At 36.1% G+C, this 21,292-nt stretch carries 16 protein-coding genes; 13 read left to right on the forward strand and 3 right to left on the reverse strand.

Annotation, left to right across the window (positions count from 1 at the left end):
* The first annotated feature begins 278 nt into the window (after positions 1–278).
* Together AC2A1G_RS00370 and AC2A1G_RS00375 are read left to right on the forward strand one after the other, a co-directional pair.
* Positions 279–5,090 (forward strand): DNA repair ATPase, encoded by a 4,812-nt coding sequence (locus tag AC2A1G_RS00370; RefSeq protein WP_484044981.1) that lies wholly within the window; start codon positions 279–281, stop codon positions 5,088–5,090.
* Positions 5,091–5,255: 165 nt separating this feature from the next.
* A complete protein-coding gene (locus AC2A1G_RS00375) occupies positions 5,256–6,794 on the forward strand; it encodes a SulP family inorganic anion transporter (protein WP_484044982.1) in 1,539 nt (512 codons plus the stop codon).
* Between the two features lie 55 nt (positions 6,795–6,849).
* On the opposite strand, the gene AC2A1G_RS00380 is transcribed toward AC2A1G_RS00375, so the two are convergent.
* Together AC2A1G_RS00380 and fusA are read right to left on the reverse strand one after the other, a co-directional pair.
* Entirely contained in the window at positions 6,850–7,785 is a 936-nt protein-coding gene (locus AC2A1G_RS00380) for a LamG-like jellyroll fold domain-containing protein (protein WP_484044983.1), read from the reverse strand.
* A gap of 238 nt (positions 7,786–8,023) precedes the next feature.
* Positions 8,024–10,090 (reverse strand): elongation factor G, encoded by a 2,067-nt coding sequence (gene fusA / locus AC2A1G_RS00385; protein WP_484044984.1) that lies wholly within the window; start codon positions 10,088–10,090, stop codon positions 8,024–8,026.
* Positions 10,091–10,625: 535 nt separating this feature from the next.
* Here fusA and AC2A1G_RS00390 point away from each other — a divergent pair.
* From AC2A1G_RS00390 to AC2A1G_RS00420, 7 genes are all read left to right on the forward strand, one after another.
* Positions 10,626–11,306, forward strand: a complete 681-nt coding sequence (locus AC2A1G_RS00390; protein ID WP_484044985.1) for an HAD family hydrolase — start codon at positions 10,626–10,628, stop codon at positions 11,304–11,306.
* A complete protein-coding gene (locus tag AC2A1G_RS00395; protein WP_484044986.1) occupies positions 11,303–12,127 on the forward strand; it encodes a phosphoribosyltransferase family protein in 825 nt (274 codons plus the stop codon). The genes AC2A1G_RS00390 and AC2A1G_RS00395 overlap by 4 nt, the downstream gene beginning before the upstream one ends.
* Complete coding sequence (locus tag AC2A1G_RS00400; RefSeq protein WP_484044987.1) at positions 12,117–12,671, forward strand: TerD family protein; 555 nt, start codon at positions 12,117–12,119, stop codon at positions 12,669–12,671. The genes AC2A1G_RS00395 and AC2A1G_RS00400 overlap by 11 nt, the downstream gene beginning before the upstream one ends.
* Positions 12,672–12,677: 6 nt before the next feature.
* A complete protein-coding gene (locus AC2A1G_RS00405) occupies positions 12,678–13,835 on the forward strand; it encodes a toxic anion resistance protein (protein ID WP_484044988.1) in 1,158 nt (385 codons plus the stop codon).
* Between the two features lie 38 nt (positions 13,836–13,873).
* A complete protein-coding gene (locus AC2A1G_RS00410; protein ID WP_484044989.1) occupies positions 13,874–14,794 on the forward strand; it encodes a hypothetical protein in 921 nt (306 codons plus the stop codon).
* Between the two features lie 127 nt (positions 14,795–14,921).
* Positions 14,922–15,533, forward strand: a complete 612-nt coding sequence (locus tag AC2A1G_RS00415) for a TerD family protein (RefSeq protein ID WP_484044990.1) — start codon at positions 14,922–14,924, stop codon at positions 15,531–15,533.
* A 104-nt stretch (positions 15,534–15,637) separates the two neighbouring features.
* The gene (locus tag AC2A1G_RS00420; protein WP_484044991.1) at positions 15,638–16,675 is read left to right on the forward strand and encodes a TerC/Alx family metal homeostasis membrane protein; all 1,038 of its coding nucleotides are present in this window, start codon (positions 15,638–15,640) and stop codon (positions 16,673–16,675) included.
* 154 nt (positions 16,676–16,829) lie between these two features.
* On the opposite strand, the gene AC2A1G_RS00425 is transcribed toward AC2A1G_RS00420, so the two are convergent.
* Positions 16,830–17,831: a catalase family protein gene (locus tag AC2A1G_RS00425; protein WP_484044992.1), complete on the reverse strand. Its 1,002-nt coding sequence runs from the start codon at positions 17,829–17,831 to the stop codon at positions 16,830–16,832.
* A 266-nt stretch (positions 17,832–18,097) separates the two neighbouring features.
* Between AC2A1G_RS00425 and bamJ the strand changes: the two genes are divergently transcribed.
* The 4 genes from bamJ (at position 18,098) to AC2A1G_RS00445 (ending at position 21,269) form a co-directional block, all read left to right on the forward strand.
* Positions 18,098–18,532, forward strand: a complete 435-nt coding sequence (gene bamJ / locus AC2A1G_RS00430) for a BamJ family beta-barrel-assembly machinery protein (protein WP_262151551.1) — start codon at positions 18,098–18,100, stop codon at positions 18,530–18,532.
* A 101-nt stretch (positions 18,533–18,633) separates the two neighbouring features.
* Positions 18,634–19,218 carry a helix-turn-helix domain-containing protein gene (locus AC2A1G_RS00435; RefSeq protein ID WP_484044993.1) on the forward strand — a complete coding sequence of 195 codons (585 nt, stop codon included), beginning with the start codon at positions 18,634–18,636 and terminating at the stop codon, positions 19,216–19,218.
* 87 nt (positions 19,219–19,305) lie between these two features.
* Positions 19,306–20,772, forward strand: coding sequence for a serine hydrolase domain-containing protein (locus AC2A1G_RS00440; RefSeq protein WP_484044994.1), 1,467 nt, complete (start codon positions 19,306–19,308; stop codon positions 20,770–20,772).
* Positions 20,773–20,858: 86 nt separating this feature from the next.
* Positions 20,859–21,269 (forward strand): Rrf2 family transcriptional regulator, encoded by a 411-nt coding sequence (locus AC2A1G_RS00445; RefSeq protein ID WP_484044995.1) that lies wholly within the window; start codon positions 20,859–20,861, stop codon positions 21,267–21,269.
* Positions 21,270–21,292: the final 23 nt, after the last annotated feature.

Raw genomic sequence — 21,292 nt, forward strand, 5'->3', positions numbered from 1 at the left:
TCAACAACTAAATTATATTGTAAAACTCTCATTGTGTGATTTTCAATGATGCTTTGAGAGTTTTTTTTCTCAATATAAATTTTAAAAACTTTACCATTAAGAATTATTAAGGGGTTAAGCTTAGTTAAGAAAATCAATAGATTTTTTATAAGCGTGAAACTTAAAGCGAAGCTAAACTTAATGATTCTTAATTACTTAATAAGCCTTAATGGTTAAAAAAAATAACAGAACGATGTTGGCATCAAACACCCATCATCCATCACCAAACATTAAAACCTATGTCAGAAAAATTAAATTCAGGGACATACGAAATAATTCAGAATCGTCTGAATGAGCAGAAAAACGACCTCATTCAAAGGCTTCAGAAGCTGAACGAAAACCGTAAAGAGATTTTCGGGGGTGTAGATTTTTCACTCATCGCCAACGAAAGAATTTCTACGGAGCACAACTGCGTCGCCAAAGATATTTTTTCACTGAAAAACACGTTGATTTTCGGATCAAATGCGCATTTAGGTTTACAGAGCGAAATCAATATTACGGATGTATTCTCGATTTACACGATTAATAACGACCGTTTTGAACCCCGTGATTCGTCTTTAATCAATGATGAAATCTTCGTTGAAGAATTTAAAAATCTCTATAAATATTACAGAAATACATTCTTTGCACGCTTTCATTTTACAGAAAACTATTTGTACATGGTTTTTCAGTTGTCTGAAAGTCCGTCAGATATCAAAGCCTTTAAATGGTTGATTAAAGATGGTGAGCTTGCCTATGTCGATTCCAGAAGCGCTTCGGATGTAACATATCCGCCACAGCACGGTTTTGCATGGACGAAAGCGACCCGAGATATGCAGCGAAGCGGGAAATTTCCGCATGTTTCGTTAGCGGATAAAGTTTTTGTGGAATCGATTGGTGGAGATTTAACCATAAAAATCGAAGACAATACCGACACCGGAAAAGGAATTTATTCTGAAGATGTCATTCATAAAGATCAGAATCTCGATGATGCTGAAATTCACTTCTGCGACCTTGATAATCTGGTTTTATTTAAAATTAAACCTTATCAGGAAACGGAACGCTATTTCATTTACAATCACAAAGAAAAGATTGTTTCGCGAGTTGATACCTTGAAGCATTCGGCAGTTTTGCTTCCGGAAAATCAGGGTGTTTTGTTCTCGAACGGCTACGCTTTGCAGACGGGAGGTTTAAAGGTGATTTCTCAGGATGTCAACCGGCTTCATTATCTTAAAACGATTCAGGAGCCGAACGGTGAAAATTTCATGTACGTTTTTTACGATGATAAAACCAATAATTATCAGCTGATTTCCTACAATATCATCACACAAACCATCGAAACACCGATTCGTTGTAGCGGATATTCAATTTTAAATGAAGGGAAACTTATTTATCTGAGAGAAAGTGTTGAAACCACCAAACATCATTTAGCTCAGATCTGGCAGACGCCGTACGCAAAAGAATTGTTACCGAATACCGAAAAATCAGACACGCTGATTTACAAAATCGGGAACAAGGATATCGTTCGTGTGATGGCAGAAAGTCAGGAGCTGATCACTTTGCTGAACAAAGAAGATTCTTACAGCGGATTGTATGATGATATTGTCAAACTTTCCACGACGATTTTAGACGCGTACTATTTTCTCGGTGACGATGAGGTCGAAAATCTGGATCAGCCTTTAAAGGAAATCAGAAGTATTGCCCATTCGGCGATTAATGAGTTTGAAAAAGTGGTCGAGCAGAAAAAAAATACCGCTGAAGTAGTTGAAAAAATTAAAATTTCCTGCGAAAAAATTCTGGATGATACGAAACGGATTCACTATTCTGAACTGACAGAATATATCGATATGCTTTCGCAAATCAGAGCGTTGCGCGGTGAAATTACAGGAGCGAGAGATCTGAAATATGTGGATACGAAAATTCTCGATGCATTAGATCAGTCTCTGGCTGCGAGATCAGAAGAACTTTCAAATGCTTGTGTGAATTTCCTGCTTCAGGAAAATTCTCTGTCGCCTTACGAAACCAGAGCGCAGTCCATTTCTGAAAATATTATCAATTTGCAGAAGGCGATTGATGCTAAAATGATTGAAGAAGAAATTACCAATTTGTCTTCACAGCTCGAGCTTTTGGTGGATATCGTTAATAATTTAAAAATTGAAGATACTTCGCAGTCCACTCAGATTATTGAAAATATTTCGGTGATTTTTGCAAGATTAAATCAGGAGCGATTGGAACTTTCAAAAAGAAAAAGAGAGATTTCGGGTAAGGAATTATCTGCTGATTTTCAGGCTCAGATGACGTTGTTTGATCAGTCGGTGATTAATTTTCTTGAGCTTTCTCAGACTCCGGAAAAGTGTGATGAATATCTGACCAAACTTTCCATTCAGTTGGAAGAAATGGAAACGAAATTCATTGATTTTGATGAGTTTATTCAAAAGATTGGCGAAAAAAGAGAAGAGGCTTACGGTCATTTTCAAAACAAAAGAGTTCAACTTACGGAATCGCGCAACAAAAGAACGCAGAATTTGTATGATTCCGCAAAAAGGATTTTACAGTCTGTAAAAACAAAAACCGAATCTTTCGATGCTGAAAATGAGATCAACGGCTACTTTGCGACCGATTTAATGGTTGAAAAAGTCCGTGATATTTCCCGACAGCTGATGGAAATGGAAGATTCAGCCAAGGCGGAGGAAATTCAGACTTTACTGAAAACTTCGCAGCAGGAAGCAGTCCGAAAACTTAAGGATAAAAAAGAAATTTACGCAGACGGCGACAATGTAATTGCTTTGGGTGATTATAAATTTGCGGTCAACCGTCAGAAATTAGATCTTACCTTAGTTCTTAGAAATGCCCAATATTATTACCATTTAACAGGAACCGGATTTTACGAACCTTTGAATTTTGAAGCAATTTCTGAGTACAAAGACGTCTGGAATCAGGAATATATTTCAGAAAATTCAAATGTAAAACGTTTTGAATATTTAGCCTGGAATATTTTCTCAAAAAATAAAAATATTAATACTGAAGAGCAGAACAGAAATGCGATCCAGCAGTTTATGACGGAACATTTTGGCGAAGGTTTGGTAAAAGGAATTCACGATGAAGACGCGCTTACGATTGTTTCAAAACTTCAGCAGATGCACGATGAATTGGGATTGATGCAGTTTACGCCTTCTGAAAGGGGACTGGCTCAACTGTTCTGGTATTTTTTGAATAATGAAAGAAAAGAATATTATCAGAAACAGTTTGAAGCAGCCAATTTAATTTCAAAATCTTTCGTCACGGACAAGGGTTTTCAATATCTCAATGAGGAACTTTCAAATGAAATAAAATCGTTTGCCCAAACCCATCATCTTTTTGTTGAGGTCAATGATTTCAATGCTGCTGTTTATTTAAAAAGAGAAAATAAATCAGCGTTTGTGGTTTCTGAAAAAGCGGCTTTGCTGTACGAATCATTTTTAAAAAATATAAAAGAAAAAGGAAAAGATCTTGAATTTATCGATCAGCTGAATGCTTTGAAAACCTATCCTTCAGCCTGCTTCTCCATTGCTGAAAGTGCTTTGAATGCGTTCTTAATAAACTCAGAACTGACTTTTGAAGATGATATTAAAAAAGAAACCGCCGTGTTTTTTGTGACCCAACAGTTCAATCCTGAAAATATTCTGCATGTCACGTATGAAGCGGATTTAAAAGGGTTGAAATCATTAGAAAAAGACTTGGATTATCATTTAAATTATTATGAATTCAGTTCCCGTTTGACTCATTTCAATGAAGTGGTTGTCCTAAAATACAAGCAATTGCAGGAGTTGAAAGCAAAATGGGTCAATGATAAAAAGAAAAGTCTGAAAATCGATACGTTCAAATCTCAGGTTTTGAGCTCATTTGTAAGAAATAAATTGATCAGCGATGTCTATTTCCCGTTGATAGGAGCAAATTTAACCAAACAGTTAGGAACTGTCGGAAACGACAAACGCACCGACAGAATGGGAATGCTGCTTCTCGTTTCACCGCCGGGTTACGGAAAAACAACTTTGATGGAATACATGGCAGACCGGATGGGATTGGTTTTCATGAAAATCAACGGTCCGTCAATCGGTTACGATATTGTTTCCACCGATCCGAATGAAGCTAAAAATGCAGGAGCAAAACAGGAACTGGAGAAACTGAATTTAGCTTTGGAAATGGGAGATAATGTGATGCTGTATCTTGACGATATTCAGCATTGTAATCCTGAGTTTTTACAGAAATTTATCTCTTTAGCCGACGGACAAAGAAAAATCGAGGGAATTTATAACGGAGAAAGTAAAACCTATGATTTAAGATCAAAACGTTTCTGCCTCGTTATGGCTGGAAATCCGTACACGGAAAGTGGTGAGAAATTCAAAATTCCGGATATGTTGGCGAACCGTTCTGATACGTATAATTTAGGTGAAATTTCAGGAAGCAAAACAGAATTGTTTGATTTAAGTTTAATTGAAAATGCCTTAATGTCTAACGATTATCTTACAAGATTAACCAATCAGGGAATGGAGAATCTTTACAGTTTATACAAAAGTATTCAAACCAATTCTCCGAATGTGGATCTGGCCGGAAACTTTAGCTCCAATGAAATTTCAGATTTCAGAAAGGTGTTGGAAAATTCGTTGAAAGTGCGTGATATTGTTTTAAAAGTTAACAGACAATACATTGCTTCCGCTGCAATGGCTGACGACTACAGAAACGAACCGGCTTTCAAACTGCAGGGTTCTTACCGGAATATGAATAAGTTGATTTCGCAGATTCAGCCTATTTTAAAAGAAGAAGAAGTAACGCAGATTGTTTTAAATCATTACCAAAACGAATCTCAGACGTTGACAACCGGAGCAGAATCGAATATTCTGAAACTGAAAGAGCTGATGAATCTGATTTCTGAAGATGAAAAATTGCGTTGGGAAGACATCAAAAAAACCTTCGTCAAAAATAAAATGATCAAAGGTTTGGGGGAAAATGACCGAATGACGCAGATTGTTGCTTTGCTGGCGCAGTTCAGCGAAGGTTTGGATGGAATAAAAGATGTTTTGAAAAGAGATTAAATTTAAAGAAAATAGAAAATGAAGACCGCAGATTTCTGTGGTCTTTTTCGTGAAATAAAGAGATTTTAAAAATGATTAATATTCATTTGCAAGTAACTATCTTTGCCGGAAATGATTAAAAAATTACTTAATTATTGATATCCTTTTACAAGTCTGATTCATTTCATGAGAAACACGCTCCAACTTTTCGACTTCTCGAAAAAAATAAACTATAAAAACGAGATTCTTGCCGGCTTCACAGTCGCGATGACGATGATTCCCGAGTCTCTTTCGTTTGCAATTCTGGCAGGACTTTCTCCGCTGATCGGTCTTTACGCCGCATTTATGATGGGACTGGTAACAGCTGTTTTAGGCGGTCGCCCCGGAATGGTTTCCGGTGGAGCAGGAGCTACAATAGTTGTGTTAATAGCACTCATCAAATCTCACGGTGTGGAATATCTTTTTGCGACTGTAGTTCTGGCGGGTATTTTTCAGTTGATGGTAGGAGTTTTCAAGCTTGGGAAATTTGTAAGACTCATTCCGCAACCTGTGATGTACGGTTTTCTGAATGGTTTGGCGGTCATTATTTTTATGGCACAGGTTGAACAGTTTAAATTTACCGATGCGAACGGAACTGTAAACTGGCTGCAAGGCTCATCTTTATACATTATGGCAGGCTTAACGGCTTTGACGATTGCGATTGTTTACTTCTTTCCTAAAATCACAAAAACGGTTCCCGCGTCTTTGGTTGCAATAATTGTGGTTTTTGCGGTTGTTTTAGGATTTGATATCAATACCAAAACGGTCGCAGATATCGCAAATATCAGCGGAAATCTTCCTGTTTTTCATATTCCTGAAATTCCTTTCTCCCTTGAAACCCTGCAGATTATTTTCCCTTACGCCATGATTATGGCAGGCGTTGGTTTGATTGAATCGCTTCTGACGCTGTCAATGGTCGATGAAATTACCAACTCTAAAGGCAGTGCCAACAAAGAATCTGTTGCGCAGGGTTTGGCTAATATTACCAACGGTTTTTTCGGTGGAATGGGCGGTTGTGCGATGGTTGCCCAAACTTTGGTAAACCTGAATGCAGGTTCCAGAGCAAGATTGTCGGGAATTTTTGCATCGATTACCATCCTTATCATAATTTTGGTAGGTGCTCCTTTTATAGAAAAAATTCCGATGGCAGCGCTGGTTGGCGTGATGATGATGGTTGCGGTTTCAACATTTCAGTGGGTTTCCATCCGGATTGTTAACAAAATGCCGAAATCTGATATTTTTGTCGGAATGACGGTTGCTTTAATTACGATTCTACTTCATAATTTAGCATTAGCTGTTTTGGTTGGTGTGGTGATTGCTGCTTTGGTTTTTGCTTGGGACAATGCAAAAAGAATTCGTGCAAGAAAGTATCTTGATGAAAATGGTATCAAATATTATGAAATTTTGGGGCCGTTATTCTTCGGTTCTGTTACAGCTTTCACAGATAAATTTGATCCTGAAAACGATCCCGAACAGGTTGTTGTCGATTTCAAAGAAAGCCGAATTGTTGATATGAGCGCAATTGATGCTTTAGATAAATTATCAAAAAGATATGCTCAACAAAATAAAAAATTGCTTTTAAAGCATCTGAGCGAAGACTGTATCAAAATGCTGAAAAATGCAGAAGCCGTAATCGAGGTAAATATTCAGGAAGATCCAACGTATAAAGTGATGCCTGAAAAATAAGAAAGATAAAAGATTAAAACCGCCTCAGTTTTTTTTGACTAAGACGGTTGTTTTTTTATTTTTTAATAAATTTTAAGCTGGATACCCCTTCTATATCAAGAAAATAAGTGCCTTTTGTAAGAGAAGAAACGTTGATGTTTTTAGAATCATTTAATTCTCCAGTCATTAAAGTTCTGCCGTTGAGATCAATAATTTTATATGAATTTTTACCTTTCAAAGGTAGGTTAACATATAAAACATCGCTTACAGGATTTGGTGCAATTCCTACATTTGATTTCGTGTTTTTTGCTTCAGAAACAGATAAATTGCTGCTGTAGATTTGAGCTATTTCTGCTGCAGTCAACACTCGGTTCCAAATACCTACATCATCTATAGAAGCTGCAATATTACCGCCACCAATTGCTCTTCCGATATAGAAAGGCATTGCTGCGGAGGTAGAATTAGTGTAGGTATTGGTTGAGGTCGCTACCAATGCTCCGTTTTTGTAAAGTTGCATGGTTTGTGCGTTGTAAACAGCTGTAAAATGTTCCCAAGCTGTTGTAGAGTAGTTGGGTCCGTTTGCCCACGTCCACGATTCTCCCTGCTTGTTAGTTCCGAAAATAGTTTTTACGTTATCACATTGCAGTAGCCAGATAAAACTTCCTCCGGTATTAGAACCGCTCATCATGGCAACACCTTCGGAGTTTCCTGTTTTCTTCATCCAGAATGAGATAGAGTAAGATCCACCCTGAGCGAAATTGTAAGAAAGAGATGATTTGGTAAGGTGGGCATTGGTTCCGTTAAACAGATAAGCAGCATTAGCATTGCCGTCTCTGTCTGTTGTAAGGGTTGCTCCGTTTACGGTAAGGTCGTTAGAGTTGCCGCTGGAATCGATTGCACTACCGCTGAAACCCCACCAAGCAACCAATCCGTTGGTAGGAACATACGCCGGAGTTTGTGCTTTTGCGAATAAAGAAAACAGAACTGAAGAGAGTAGAAAGATTCTTTTCATAAGTATTAATTTTTAATGGTTTCTCAAATATACTTATAAAATTTATATTAATATCATTTAAAAGGGGTATTTTATGAATATTTATTTGATTATGGGTGTTAATTTTGTTTATTGGTGTGTTAAAATTTTAAATATGTTGCGTTTTATGAATTTAGGTTAATTTCTTGTTTCGTGTTGGTGTTATCAAAGTTATTTTAACCAAACAAGGACTGCAAAATAAATTTACAGCCCTTATTTTTTAGGTTAATAATGTATTTCCAATGAAATCAGGCACCAAAGCATAGTGTGATAATTTCATGCTGATTGAAGCTCTACCGCTTGTCAACGTTCTCAGATCAGAAATATATCCAAAAGTAGAAGCCAAAGGAACTTCTGCTGCGAAAATTTTTCTTCCTGATTTTTCATCAATCGAAGTGATGATTCCTCTTCGTCTGTTGATGTCAGCAGTCACGGCTCCTGTGTATTCTTCGATACTTTGAATCTCAATCTGCATAATCGGTTCTAAAAGTTTTGGCTTACAGGCTTTCGCAACTTCTCTGAAGCCGTCTCTCGCGGCAAGTTCAAAGTCCAAAGCATGGGAATCATTGCTGTGAGTAGAGCCATCCAGAAGTGTAATTTTCATACTTTCCAGAGGATTTCCGCTTAAAGCTCCGTTTTCCATGGCTTCTCTGAAGCCTTTTTCAATCGAAGGAATAAACTCGTTAGGAATTACACCGCCTTTTATTTGGTTGATAAATTCCAGACCGGTTTCATCATTCTTACGAGGTCCGATTTCAAAAGTGATGTCGGCGAATTGTCCGCTTCCGCCGTTTTGTTTTGAAAGTTTTTCCCGATGTCTTTTGGTTTCGGTTAAAATCTCGCGATACGAAACTTTAGGTTTTCCCTGATTGATTTCAATACCATGATTTAACCTGATTTTTTCTAAAGTTACTTCAAGATGTAATTCTCCCAAACCGCTCAACAGAGTTTCGCCCGTTTGTCTGTCTCTTTCAACCACCAACGACGGATCTTCTTCCTGAATTTTTGCTAAAACCAATCCAAAAGATTTCTCATCCGCATTCGTTTTCGGCTCAATCGAAACACGAATAACCGGCGCCGGAATTGTGATGGATTCAAGCAAGACAGGCCTTTCAATGGAAGATAAAGAATCTCCTGTTTTCGCATCTTTTATTCCTGTTAATGCAACGATGTCGCCTGCTTTTCCTTCTTCAATCGTTATGGTTTTGTCCGACTGCATCTGTAAAATTCTTGAAATTCTGAAATTTTCACCCGTTCTTACATTCAAAACCGTGTCTCCGGATTTTATGTTTCCTGAATAAATTCTCAACATCGCCAATTTACCCATGTGTTTTTCGATCACAACTTTGAAAACCAATCCTGAAAAAGTTTCTTCTTCGGTTCTTTCAAGTTCAATCGTTCCTTCCGTTTTCGCATCTTTTGCTTTTACCGAAGCCAATTGATTCGGAGCAGGGAAATAACTTACAATTGCATCAAGCAAAGGTTGAACGCCTTTATTTTTAAAAGCAGAACCGCATAAAACGGGAACCAAACTTCTTGACTGACAGGCTCTCTGTATCGCTTCAAAAATAATTTTCTCGGAAATTTTCGCTTCAGAATTCATGAATTGTTCAAAGAAATTTTCATCAAATTCGGCTAACGTTTCCATTAATTTTAGTCTGAATTCGTTTGCTTCTGCTTTGTAATTCTCGGGAATTTCCTTTTCGGCAATCGTTTCTCCGTTTTCATCAATCCAATACAAAGCTTTTTGTCTGATCAAATCAATAACGCCTTCAAAATCATCTTCAGCGCCCATCGGAATTTGCAAAGCCAGTGGAACTGCATTGAGTTTGATTTTAATTTCATTTAAAACAGCAAAGAAATCAGCCCCGATTCTGTCCATTTTATTGATGAAACAGATTTTGGAAATTCCATGTTTTTCTGCCTGAAACCAAGCGTTTTCTGTTTGTGGCTGCACTCCCGAAGAAGCGCAGAAAACGGCAACAACGCTGTCCAAAACTCTTAAAGAACGTTCAACTTCCACTGCAAAATCTATGTGTCCTGGCGTATCGATTATGTTGATATTAAATACATTATCATCTTTTTTCCATTGTGTGGAAATCGCCGCAGATGAAATCGTAATTCCTCGGTTTTTCTCCTGAATGTCTTTGTCCATCGTGGTATTTCCATCGTCTACGTTTCCGATTTTGTGGATCATTCCCGTGTAATAAAGCAGTCTTTCCGTGAGCGTAGTTTTTCCGGCGTCGACGTGTGCTATAATCCCTATATTTCTTGTGTTGTATTTCATTTTGTTAAATTTAAATTGTTGATTTTAAGGCTGTATTTTAATTTTAAACACAAGGTTTTATCATTCTTAAATTAAATTTAAAAAAGAAAATTTCTCTGCGTTAAAAAATTTCAGACAACCAACTTGAATTTCAAAAGCTGGAAATTGGGTAGCAAAAAAGGCCTATCTGAACAGACAGGCCTTCGTTATATTTTTATAAGGTCGATCTTTATTCAGATAAATATTCAGTGCTACCAAAGTACACAGCTCTGATAGGATTGCTTAAAGTTATAATATTTATCATTTTTGTTGACATTGTTGATTGTTAATCGGTTGTGAAATTATAAAAAATATTTAAACCACAAAATTTTTTCAAATTAATTTTTCAAATCAGATTTTAAGATGAGCCAAATCTTAAATAATCTTAAAATAAATTCAGATTGAAAGAAAAATTTTATCTTTGAGTTTAAAATAAGACACAAAATAATGATAAAAGAATTTTTATAACTAAAAATCTTTTTCAATAAAAGCTAAAAATAATTTTATTTCAAACATTTTGAAAACAGATATCGACATCCAAAACCACGCTCATTTTTCTTTTGATCTGTGGCTTACTTTAATAAAATCTCATCCCGAATTCAAAGCAAAAAGAGTTGAGCTTTTCTCTTCATTTTTTGGAGTTGAAAAACCGATTGAAGACGTTGCGAAAGTTGTAAAATATTACGACGATTTATGCAATACCATCAATGAAGTGATTGGCGGAAATGTGGATACTTTTGAAATTTATCTTTTGATTTTAGGTGCTTTAAATGTCGATTTAAAATCGATTAGTAAAGAGAAATTGAATGAGTTTTATTTGAAAAGTGAAGCCTTGTTTCTGGAATATAAGCCTGTTGTAATTTTTGAAAATTTGCATCAGTTTTTTGATGAAATTAAAAATCAGGGCAAGACGATTAATATTCTGAGCAACACAGGTTTCATCAAAGGTAGAACCATGAGAAAATTTTTGATGAATGAAAACCTTGATCAGTACATAGATTTCCATATTTATTCTGACGAGTTGAAGATTTCAAAACCCAATCCTCTGGTTTTTCAGGAAGTGAAAAATTTAATTGAAAATAAAGATTTACAAATGAACCAAATTCTGCACGTTGGCGACAATCCTATTGCTGACTATAAAGGTGCAAAAGATTTCGGATTCAACGCCCATTTAATCAAACCACAAATACAAATATGAACAGACGTTATAGTTTACACAAAATAGATTCCGCCACAGAATTTACTTTTTCGCCTGCAGAATACAGTTATTTCAAATACGGAGATAAATCTTATGCGGAGAAATTTGCAAGAGAGCTTTTCGATGGTTTTTTGGTAAATCATAAGGAGATTTTAGATACAGACAAAGAGATTGTCGTATTGCCGAGTCCATTTATGGCAATTCCTACGGCTTCTAATTTTTTGTGTTTTTATTTTAAGAAACAGCTCGATTTTTATCTTTTCCAAAAAGGAAAGCGTTCAAGCATAATTTCAAAAATCAACAGAAATCATACTTATACAACCGATTACGGAAATCTCAGCTTCGAAGACCGTAAGAATTTGATTGGCAATGATACTTACTATCTTGATAAAGATTTTCTGAAAGGGAAGCTCTGTATTTTCATCGATGATATAAAAATCACAGGAAGTCATGAGTTTACAGTGAATAAAATTTTAAATGAATACGCTGTAGAAGCAGATTTTCTGTTTATGTATTACGCAGAACTGACTAATTTTGAAATAGATCCGAAGATTGAAAATTTCTTTAACTATTACACCGTAAAAAACATTCAGGATATCGCGGAGGTCATGGTAAAACCAAGTTTTCAGTTCAACACCAGAATTGTAAAATATATTTTAGGATTAGATTCAAGTAATTTTGATTATCTTACGTCTAAAATTAAAAAAGAGCAGATGGATCATCTTTTGGAGTTGGCCATCAGCAACAATTATCATTTAATAAAAGAATACGAAAATAATATAAACACTTTAACGCAAACAGAACTTAATTATGGCTATTAACTTACAGAAAGGACAAAGAGAAAACATCAACGCACCTAAATTCACGATTGGTTTAGGATGGGATACCAACAATACTTCAACCGGTGGAGCTTTCGATTTGGATGCTTCTTTATTTTTATTGAATGACAGCAAAAAACTGGTTTCAGACAGTCATTTTATTTTTTACAACAACCTTGAATCTCCGGATAAAGCAGTAATTCACTCAGGTGATAACCTTACGGGAGATGGCGACGGTGATGATGAGCAAATCAAGATAGATTTAACTAAAATTGACGATGCTGTAAAAGAAATTACCGTAGTTGTGACGATTCATGATGCCGATGCGAGAAGACAAAACTTTGGACAAGTGAGAAATTCTTTCATCAGAATTTTCAACACAGATACCAACGAAGAGATTTTGAAGTATGAATTAGACGAAGATTTCTCAATCGAAACTGCAGTAGAATTCGGAAGAATCTACAACAGAAACGGAGAATGGAAATTTGAAGCGGTAGGAAGCGGTCAGAGAGATGGCCTGGATAAATTTGTATCAATGTATCAATAATCAGTTATGGATAATCAAAATATAGATCCGCTAGGGTCAATTGAACCATTAAAAACATTTGATCCGACACCACTTCAGCCTGCACAGCCAACGCAAAGTTCGGCTCCGGCAGTATTGGTGGACAGGGATGGGAACGTAAATTTAAATCAGATTCAGGAAGCTGACCGTAAGAAATATGAACTGATGGCGAATTCCATCGATGAAACCAACCCTGGCTCTATCGTGAATTTTGGTTCAGAATTACAGAAAACTTTAGCGAATCAGAGTGACAGTTTTCTCGGAAATGTCAGAAGATCAAATTCCGGTGAAGTAGGAGAATTAATCAATAATTTATTGATTGAATTGAACTATGTTGACGTAGACGAAATTAATAACGGTGGTGTGAAAGGCTTCCTGAGCAGACTTCCTTTCATGAAAAAGGTAATGAACCAAATGGATAATCTTTTTGCGAAATACGATAAGATTACAGGAAATATCGATCAGATTTCTCATAAAGTAAATGCAGGAATCATCACTTCTACGAAAGATAATGCAGTTTTGCAGACCATTTTCGACAGTAATGTCAATTCAATCAAAGCCATTGAAGAACTGGTGATTGCAGGGAATCTGAGAATGGAAAAAGCAACCGGAGAATTAGCAGATATGGAAAATAATGTTCAGAATTTTGCTGATTATCAAATTGCTGATAAGAGAGATTTTATCAACAGATTAGACCGAAGATTGGCTGATTTAAAAGTCGTTCGTTTGATTATGATGCAGTCGCTTCCGCAAATCAGACTGGTGCAAAATAACAATGTTTCGATTGCTGAAAAAGCACAGACGATTTTGACTACGACTTTACCGGTCTGGAAAAATCAGCTTTCACTTGCAGTTGCAATGCACAGACAGCAGCAGAATATTGAAGTTCAGCAGAAAGTTTCGTCTACAACAGAGGAAATTTTGAGAAAAAATGCGGAACGTTTGGGTCAAAACTCAATCAATGTGGCAAGAGCTAACGAACAAACTATTGTCTCTGCTGAAACATTGAAGGAGACTACTGCAAAACTGATCAGCACTTTGAATGAGGTAAAACAGATTCAGAAACAGGGAACGGAAAGCAGAAGAAAACTGGATCAGGATCTACAGACTTTAGAATCAGAATTAAAAGCAAATATCAGAGGGTAAAAACAGTTTAAGGCGTGAATGAAGAGGTTGCAAACATAATGTCTCAGAGTACAAGAAGATTAACAAGGCTTAAACTTCTCTCCAATTTTTTTGAAAATGTTGATATCATTGCAATCTACATCAAAACCGACATTATTCATCAGCTTTTTGACAACAATAAGACGCTGGATTATAACAAACTGGAACTTTTTCATCTTCAGTACACTGACAGTCTGATTGAACTTTTAACCAAGATCAAGAAGAAAAAGGAAAACGATTTGCTGGCTGTGATCAACGAAATCAACATCAATAAAAGTTATATTTCCAACTTTGAAGAGAAGAAAACCGACAGTTTTGAAATGGACAGAAAAATCTACAGTGGTGTTTTTTCTGAATATCTCAAAAATCTGTATAATGAATTGATCGAGGAAAAAAATACGCTGAACTGGAACAAGGTTTTGTATTTCCACAAGAAATACGGAAGCGAATTTTACCGTACAAAAGCAGATGAAGACAAGCTGAAACCTCAGTCTGCACCATTTTATCAATATCAGGATTACTGTATTGAGAGAAAGCTTTTAGGGAAACTGAATATTCAGAATTTTAAGGTACGTTTTGTCTGCGGATATAAACTGGAAAGGAATGAATATGAACTGTTCAGGATTTTTCAGAGTGATGAATATTTCATTTTTAATGTAGACGAAAAGAAACTGTATCTCATTGATGATGAATTGACTTCACTGGATATTTCTGAGAATGTATCCAACCAAAGTTCCATCATCAGCCAGCTCACCGAGAAAAACGATGAACTGACCGAAACAATGGAAATGAGAAGAAAAACCATTCCTGAAGATGTGCAGTCTGTTTTGAAAGATTATCTGCGAAACCTCGAAAGCATCGATATTATGAGCAAAATTTTCGACGTCAACGAAGAGACCAATATTCTTCGGGCAATGTTGAATTTAAATTTAAATAATTGATTTAAAGTAAAAAGTAAAAAGTAAAAAGTAAAAAGTAAATTTTATAGTAACTGCTGAATTCAAAATTCACATTTGACAATTCACTTTTTCACTTCTTCAAAAATATAACTAAAACAAACAAAAAATAATGGCAATTAACTTACAAAAAGGTCAGAGGATCAACCTTACTAAAGAAAACGGGACAACGCTTTTGCAGGCTTGTGTCGGGATCAACTGGGGCGCAATCGAGAAGAAAAGTTTCTTCGGTGGCGTTTCAAAAGAAGCAGTAGATTTGGATGGAAGCTGCATTTTATACGATTCAAACAAAAATGCTACTGAAGTAATTTATTTTGGAAATTTAAAATCGAAAAACGGTTCTGTAAAACACAGCGGAGACGATTTAACAGGTGATATAAACGGCGATGACGGTTTGGATAATGAGGTAATTACTGTTGATTTTGCCAATTTGGATTCAAATGTTGAGCACGTAGCCTTGGTTTTGAACAGCTACAAAGGTCAGGATTTCGGAACAATTCCTTTTGCGTCAATCCGTATTTACGAAGGAACTCCGACGAATGTGAGAGAAGTTTTTGCGAAGTATGACATTGCCAATGACAAATCTTTCAACGGTCACGTTGCGATGGTGATGGGCGTTTTTTACAGAAGAAACAACGAATGGAAATTCAATGCCATCGGAGATCCTACCAGCGATAAAAAACTGGAGCAGACGATTGAAACGGTAAAACAGAAATACCTGTAAAAACATTTAACAAATTGTCTGAAATAAATAATTTTAGGCTCATGAATTAAGCAATACCTGTATCTTTACAGCTATTGCTTTTATCATATAATAACAAAAAAATAGTGGAACAACACAATATTTTAGATCTTCATCCAGGCCTGGTGTGGGGATTTGCGGTAACAGTCGTTATCATGCTGCTCCTGGATTTGGGAGTTTTCAACAAAAAAAGTCATGAAGTTTCTTCTAAGGAGGCAACCATCTGGTCAGTCGTTTGGATTTCACTTTCGATGATTTTTTCCGGCGTTGTGTATTGGGTTTTCAATACCGACGGCTCGGCGACAAGTCATGCTGTTGCTGTAGAGAAGTTTACGCAATATCAGGCTGCGTACTGGATTGAGAAAGCACTGTCCGTAGATAATTTATTTGTATTTATCCTCGTTTTCGGCTTCTTTAAAGTTCCAAAATTTCTTCATCACAAAGTTTTGTTCTGGGGAATCATCGGAGCTTTGATTTTCAGGGCGATCTTCATTTTTGCCGGAGTTGAGTTGATTGATTTAACCTATTTACCGGAAATGAATATTTTTGGTCATGCAGTAAGAATCAACGTTGTGATGACGCTTTTCGGACTGTTCCTGATCTATGCAGGAATTAAATCCTGGGGCGACGGCGGCGATGACGATGACGAAGATTACAGCGATACTGCCGGAGCTAAACTGATCAAAAGTTTCTGGAAAGTTTCTGATAACTACGATGGCGACAAATTCTTCACCGTACAAAACGGAATCAGAATGGCCACTCCGCTTTTGGTTGTGGTAGCTGTAATTGAGTTTACCGACGTATTGTTTGCGGTGGATTCTATTCCGGCGATCTTTGCTATTTCAAATGACCCTTTTATCCTTTACACATCGAATATTTTTGCGATTTTGGGATTAAGATCACTGTATTTTCTACTGGCAAATTTCATTCACATGTTCAGCAAACTGCCGTACGGTTTGGCAATTATTTTAGCCTTCATCGGTGTAAAAATGCTGATTGCACCGTGGTATCACATCTCGTCACCGGTTTCACTGGGAATCGTAGGTGGTGTCTTGGTCATCTCGGTTTTGCTTTCAATCATTTTCCCTGATAAAAAGGAAGACGAAAAGGAAACATTAGAATAATAAACAATGAAAGGCTTTACGATGTGTAGAGCCTTTTTTTATGTATTCAAACCTTCAAGGTTTCCAAAACCCTGAAAGTTTTTTATGCAAAATTTTTCAGGAAAATAGTTTGTTTTTCAGCGATCTCCCATCTTCCATCTTCCCTCACCCTAACTTACTTATATTTCAAAAGCTTATTAATTTTCTTCCTCGTCTGCAGCGACACTTTATACGCCTCATCCCTCAGTTTCTGAATTTTACCAACAGGCTGAAAGATCGCCGCACTCTCAAACGGATTAAACGACAGAAGTTCCTGCTCACAAATGTTTGGGTTAAGAAGCGAATTTTTTTCAAATTTTATTTGACCTAAAAGAATATCCGGAGAGTTTTTCCAATGTACATTCAGCTTATTGACAGGTTGATTTTTGAGGTCGTAACATATCTGAATGAAAACATCGGCAGTGTAATCAAGGTCTTTAAAATAGGTTCGGATCTTTTTTCTGTTACTCACTTTCTTTATAAATTTCGTCGGAACGTTTACCGGAACTATTTTTATTTTGACGATTTTTTCGTCTAATCTGTAGGCTCCAACTGAGTAAAATTCATGAGAAAGAATAAAATTATTTCTCTTTTTTATAAATTTAAAAACTTCAGAAATAAAATCTCCATTAAAACATGATGGTAAAATTTTGTACAAACTGGTGAGAAGCGGAAAAAAAGTTCTGATTTTTTTTAAATAAAACCTGTTGATATTGGTAAATAATTTCAGAAAAACTGACGGAGAATTAACCGGAAACAAAGGAAAATTGACCAATGGATAATTAGCAATGGTACGTCCTGCGTCATCTTTAATCTTAAAAGCAAAACCATAAGCCGGAATCTGTTTCTGCTTTTTACTTATTTTCATATTGGCATTGGAAACCCTTGCAATAATGTCAAATTGGTCTTTATCAAAAAGATATTTAATGTCCGGACAAAGATCAGGATTGATTTCCAAAACACCTTGCAATACGGAATGCGTCTTTGCATGAGCATTTCTCGTCGCAAAATTTACATCGCTGATTTCCGGCGAACTTTCTACAAAGTCGGCTATGCTCTTTTTAGCCTCGTCAAGCAGAAGTTTTTCATCGTAAGATAGCTTGTCAAAGTTCTTATTGTATTTCAGGGGATTCAACATAATTTTAAAAGTCAATGATAACGCCAAGTTTTTAATTCTACGTTACGAGAATATTAAACGTTTTTTAATGTTTGGTATGCTGTAAACAGAAGCGTTGAGAAGCAGTTTTTTAAAAAAAAATATCCTGACCTAAAAATTCCTCTCTCCAAAGATCTACCCCACTAATCCACTAATCCACTAACCCATTAAAACTCTCAAACCCTCAAACCCTCAAACTCCCAAACTCCCACTTCCCGCCAAATCCCTATCTTTGCAAAAAAAATATTATGGGAGTAGCAGATATGTTATTTAAGCGTAAAAAAGAACAGGCCGCAAAAAACCTGAAAGACGGTCAGGAATACATGGCTGAATACGGAAAAAGAGAAAGTGTTGTGGAATTGCCAAGCGGTTTGCAGTACGAAATCATCACGGAAGGAGACGGTGAAAAACCAGGCCCAAGATCAACTGTAAAATGTCATTACCACGGTACAACCATTACCGGAAAAGTATTTGACAGCTCTGTAAAAAGAGGAACTCCTGCGTCATTTCCTTTGAATAAAGTGATTAAAGGCTGGACAGAAGCTTTGCAGTTAATGCCTGTTGGCAGCAAGTGGAGATTAATTCTTCCTCCGCATTTAGCTTACGGCGAGCAGGAAATCAGCAAAGAAATCGGACCGAATTCTACTTTGATTTTTGAAGTTGAATTATTGGATATCAAGTAAATTCAGCTCATATATTAAATTAAAATTACCTGTTTTTCGGGTAATTTTTTGTTTAAATAAATAGTTTGAATCAGTAAATTTGCTCTCGTAAAGTTTAAGCAATGTCGGCATTAAAAAGAATCAGGGAAGAACAAAATCTCACTCAGGAAGAATTGGCAGAAAAATCCGGACTTTCGGTGAGAACCATACAAAGAGTTGAAGCAGGAACTGAACCAAAAGGATATACCCTGAAAACCCTCACTGCAACTCTTAATATCTCTGAAAAGGACTTATCAGATGCTGATAATTTCAGCAGTGAAACTGAGATCATAATTGAAAGTGCAGAACCTGTTTTACAGACAGAAAAAGTAGAAACTTTCAATTCCACAATAATTAAAATCATCAATCTTTCTTCCCTACCTTTTGCATGGTTTCCGGTTGTTAATTTTTTGCCACCTTTGCTGTTGATGATTTTCACAAAAGAGAAAACACTCATCGTGAAACAAATCATTTCGCTTCAGATATTTTTAGCTGTAATCTGTCCTGTTATTTTTCTCATCATTGCCTTCCTGAAACTCGGTTCGGGATCTGTAATGCTCACCATGTGTGGATTGACCCTCGCAAATGTCTTCATTATTTTAAGGAATACTTACGAAATTGACAGGAAACAAAAGCTTCGTTATTGCCTGAATTTCAATATTATATAAATTCTGTCAGCCGATTGTCGGGTTTTTGTCGGGTTGTTTTTTTGAATTTTAATTGATAAATTCAGAATCTTTGTCAAAAATTCATTCATGACAAGACAGTTCTGCCTCGGCATCATAATTCTCTTCATTTTCATTGGGAATCTTAAAGCTCAAATCAGTAAAAATTCACCATTATTTTTAGAATTAAAAAAACAGGACAGCCTCTTTTTTGAGCGTGGTTTTAACCAGTGCGATATGGTTTTCTTGGATAAAAATGTGGATGAGAATTTAAAGTTCTACCATGATAACGGCGGTTTTCAAAATAAGAAACTGTTTATGGAAAGAACCAGACAGAATATCTGCGGAAACCCAAACCAAAAGCCCATCAGGAAAGGCATTGAAAGCAGTCTAGAAGTTTTCCCCCTATATAACGAAGGCAAGCTATACGGTGCAATTCAAACCGGAGAACATCAGTTTTATATCCGTGAAAAAAATCGGGCAGATGTCTTGGGCGGGCAGGCAAAGTTTACCACAGTTTGGACAAAAAAAGAAGGAAAATGGCTAATGAGCGACGTTCTAAGTTATGATCATGGCGATGCAAATAAAAGAGAACTTACAGACGGTTTAGAAAAATTATTGAAAGACAATAATATTCCCACTTTGGGATTAGGTGTAATTGAAGAAGGAAAATTAACAGAAATCAAAGTTTACGGAACGCTCGACGGAAAAACCAGAGCTCCTTACAACAGCCTTTTTAATGTAGCTTCTTTAACAAAACCAGTAACTGCAATGACCGTTTTAAGTTTGGTGAGTTCAGGAAAATGGAACCTTGATGAAACCCTTGAAAAATACTGGATTGATCCGGAGATTGCAAATGATCCGAGGTACAGAAAATTAACCACGAGAATGATTTTGAGCCATCAAACAGGGTTCCCGAATTGGCGCTGGATGAATAATGACAAAAAACTCAATTTTGAATTCGAACCGGGAACGAAATATCAGTATTCAGGTGAAGGTTATGAATATTTGCGAAAAGCCATCGAGAAAAAATTCAACAAAAGTCTGGAAGAATTAGCGGGAGAACTTATTTTCAAACCATTGAATATGAACGATACAAGCTATATTTGGAATGAGAAAAAGCAAGCCGGAAAAACTGTAATGGGCTACGACAACAACGGAAAATCCTATGAAACTGTAAAAAATAATACTGCCAGTGCAGCAGATGATTTAACGACTTCTGTAGAAGATTACAGTAAATTTTTAATTGCGGTGATGAATAATAGTTTGCTCTCAAAGTCGGTTTTTGAAGAAATGAAAACAAAGCAGATTAAAACGAAAGAAAATAAATTTTTCGGGCTGGGTTTCGAAATTTATGATTTGGGAAATGATGAAATAGCACTTTCGCATGGAGGTTCAGATCAGGGTGTTAATACCATTTTTATTATGCTTCCAAAGACAAAACAGGGATTGGTAATTTTTACTAACGTTGATGATGGAAATCGTATTTATGAACCAATCATCAAACGCTATTTGGGAAATATCGGGAAGAAAATTGTTGAGATTGAAACCAGATAATATTAAATTGAAAGTTAATAAAGTTAAAATATAAATTGTAATAAAATATGTTACATTAAAAAAATTTGTATCTTTGCAGTATAATTATGAGCAATACAAGATTTGCAACTGCGATACACATCATGACTCTTCTGGCCAAATGTCCGGAAGAATGGCTTACGTCTGACTGGATTGCAGGAAGCATCAACATCAATCCTGTGATTGTTCGTAAGGAATTGGGAATCCTGAGAGATTCAAATCTTGTGGTCAGCAGACAAGGGAAAATAGGAGGGAGCCAGATTGCCTCAGATCCTGAAAAAATTAAAATTTCAGATATTTATAAAGCCATAAAAAACTCTGAGGTTTTAGGCAAGAAAAATCAGAATCCGAATCCTGTCTGTCCTATAGGAAAATGTATCAATGAAAATTTAAAGAATTTATTTGTGGAAACAGATCAGCTCGTTGTTGACTTTTTGGGAAACAAAAACCTGAAAGAATTTGCTGATCAATTCAAATAAAATTTTTTGATTTTAAATGTAAT

The organism is Chryseobacterium sp. HNCC26DJ240 (assembly GCF_057180485.1).

Bases quoted from the DNA above. Each gene is read 5' to 3' on its own strand.
- AC2A1G_RS00370 (WP_484044981.1), top strand. From the start codon at position 279: ATGTCAGAAAAATTAAATTCAGGGACATACGAAATAATTCAGAATCGT.
- AC2A1G_RS00375 (WP_484044982.1), top strand. From the start codon at position 5,256: ATGAGAAACACGCTCCAACTTTTCGACTTCTCGAAAAAAATAAACTAT.
- AC2A1G_RS00380 (WP_484044983.1), bottom strand. From the start codon at position 7,785: ATGAAAAGAATCTTTCTACTCTCTTCAGTTCTGTTTTCTTTATTCGCA.
- fusA (WP_484044984.1), bottom strand. From the start codon at position 10,090: ATGAAATACAACACAAGAAATATAGGGATTATAGCACACGTCGACGCC.
- AC2A1G_RS00395 (WP_484044986.1), top strand. From the start codon at position 11,303: ATGAACAGACGTTATAGTTTACACAAAATAGATTCCGCCACAGAATTT.
- AC2A1G_RS00400 (WP_484044987.1), top strand. From the start codon at position 12,117: ATGGCTATTAACTTACAGAAAGGACAAAGAGAAAACATCAACGCACCT.
- AC2A1G_RS00405 (WP_484044988.1), top strand. From the start codon at position 12,678: ATGGATAATCAAAATATAGATCCGCTAGGGTCAATTGAACCATTAAAA.
- AC2A1G_RS00410 (WP_484044989.1), top strand. From the start codon at position 13,874: ATGTCTCAGAGTACAAGAAGATTAACAAGGCTTAAACTTCTCTCCAAT.
- AC2A1G_RS00415 (WP_484044990.1), top strand. From the start codon at position 14,922: ATGGCAATTAACTTACAAAAAGGTCAGAGGATCAACCTTACTAAAGAA.
- AC2A1G_RS00425 (WP_484044992.1), bottom strand. From the start codon at position 17,831: ATGTTGAATCCCCTGAAATACAATAAGAACTTTGACAAGCTATCTTAC.
- bamJ (WP_262151551.1), top strand. From the start codon at position 18,098: ATGGGAGTAGCAGATATGTTATTTAAGCGTAAAAAAGAACAGGCCGCA.
- AC2A1G_RS00435 (WP_484044993.1), top strand. From the start codon at position 18,634: ATGTCGGCATTAAAAAGAATCAGGGAAGAACAAAATCTCACTCAGGAA.
- AC2A1G_RS00440 (WP_484044994.1), top strand. From the start codon at position 19,306: ATGACAAGACAGTTCTGCCTCGGCATCATAATTCTCTTCATTTTCATT.
- AC2A1G_RS00445 (WP_484044995.1), top strand. From the start codon at position 20,859: ATGAGCAATACAAGATTTGCAACTGCGATACACATCATGACTCTTCTG.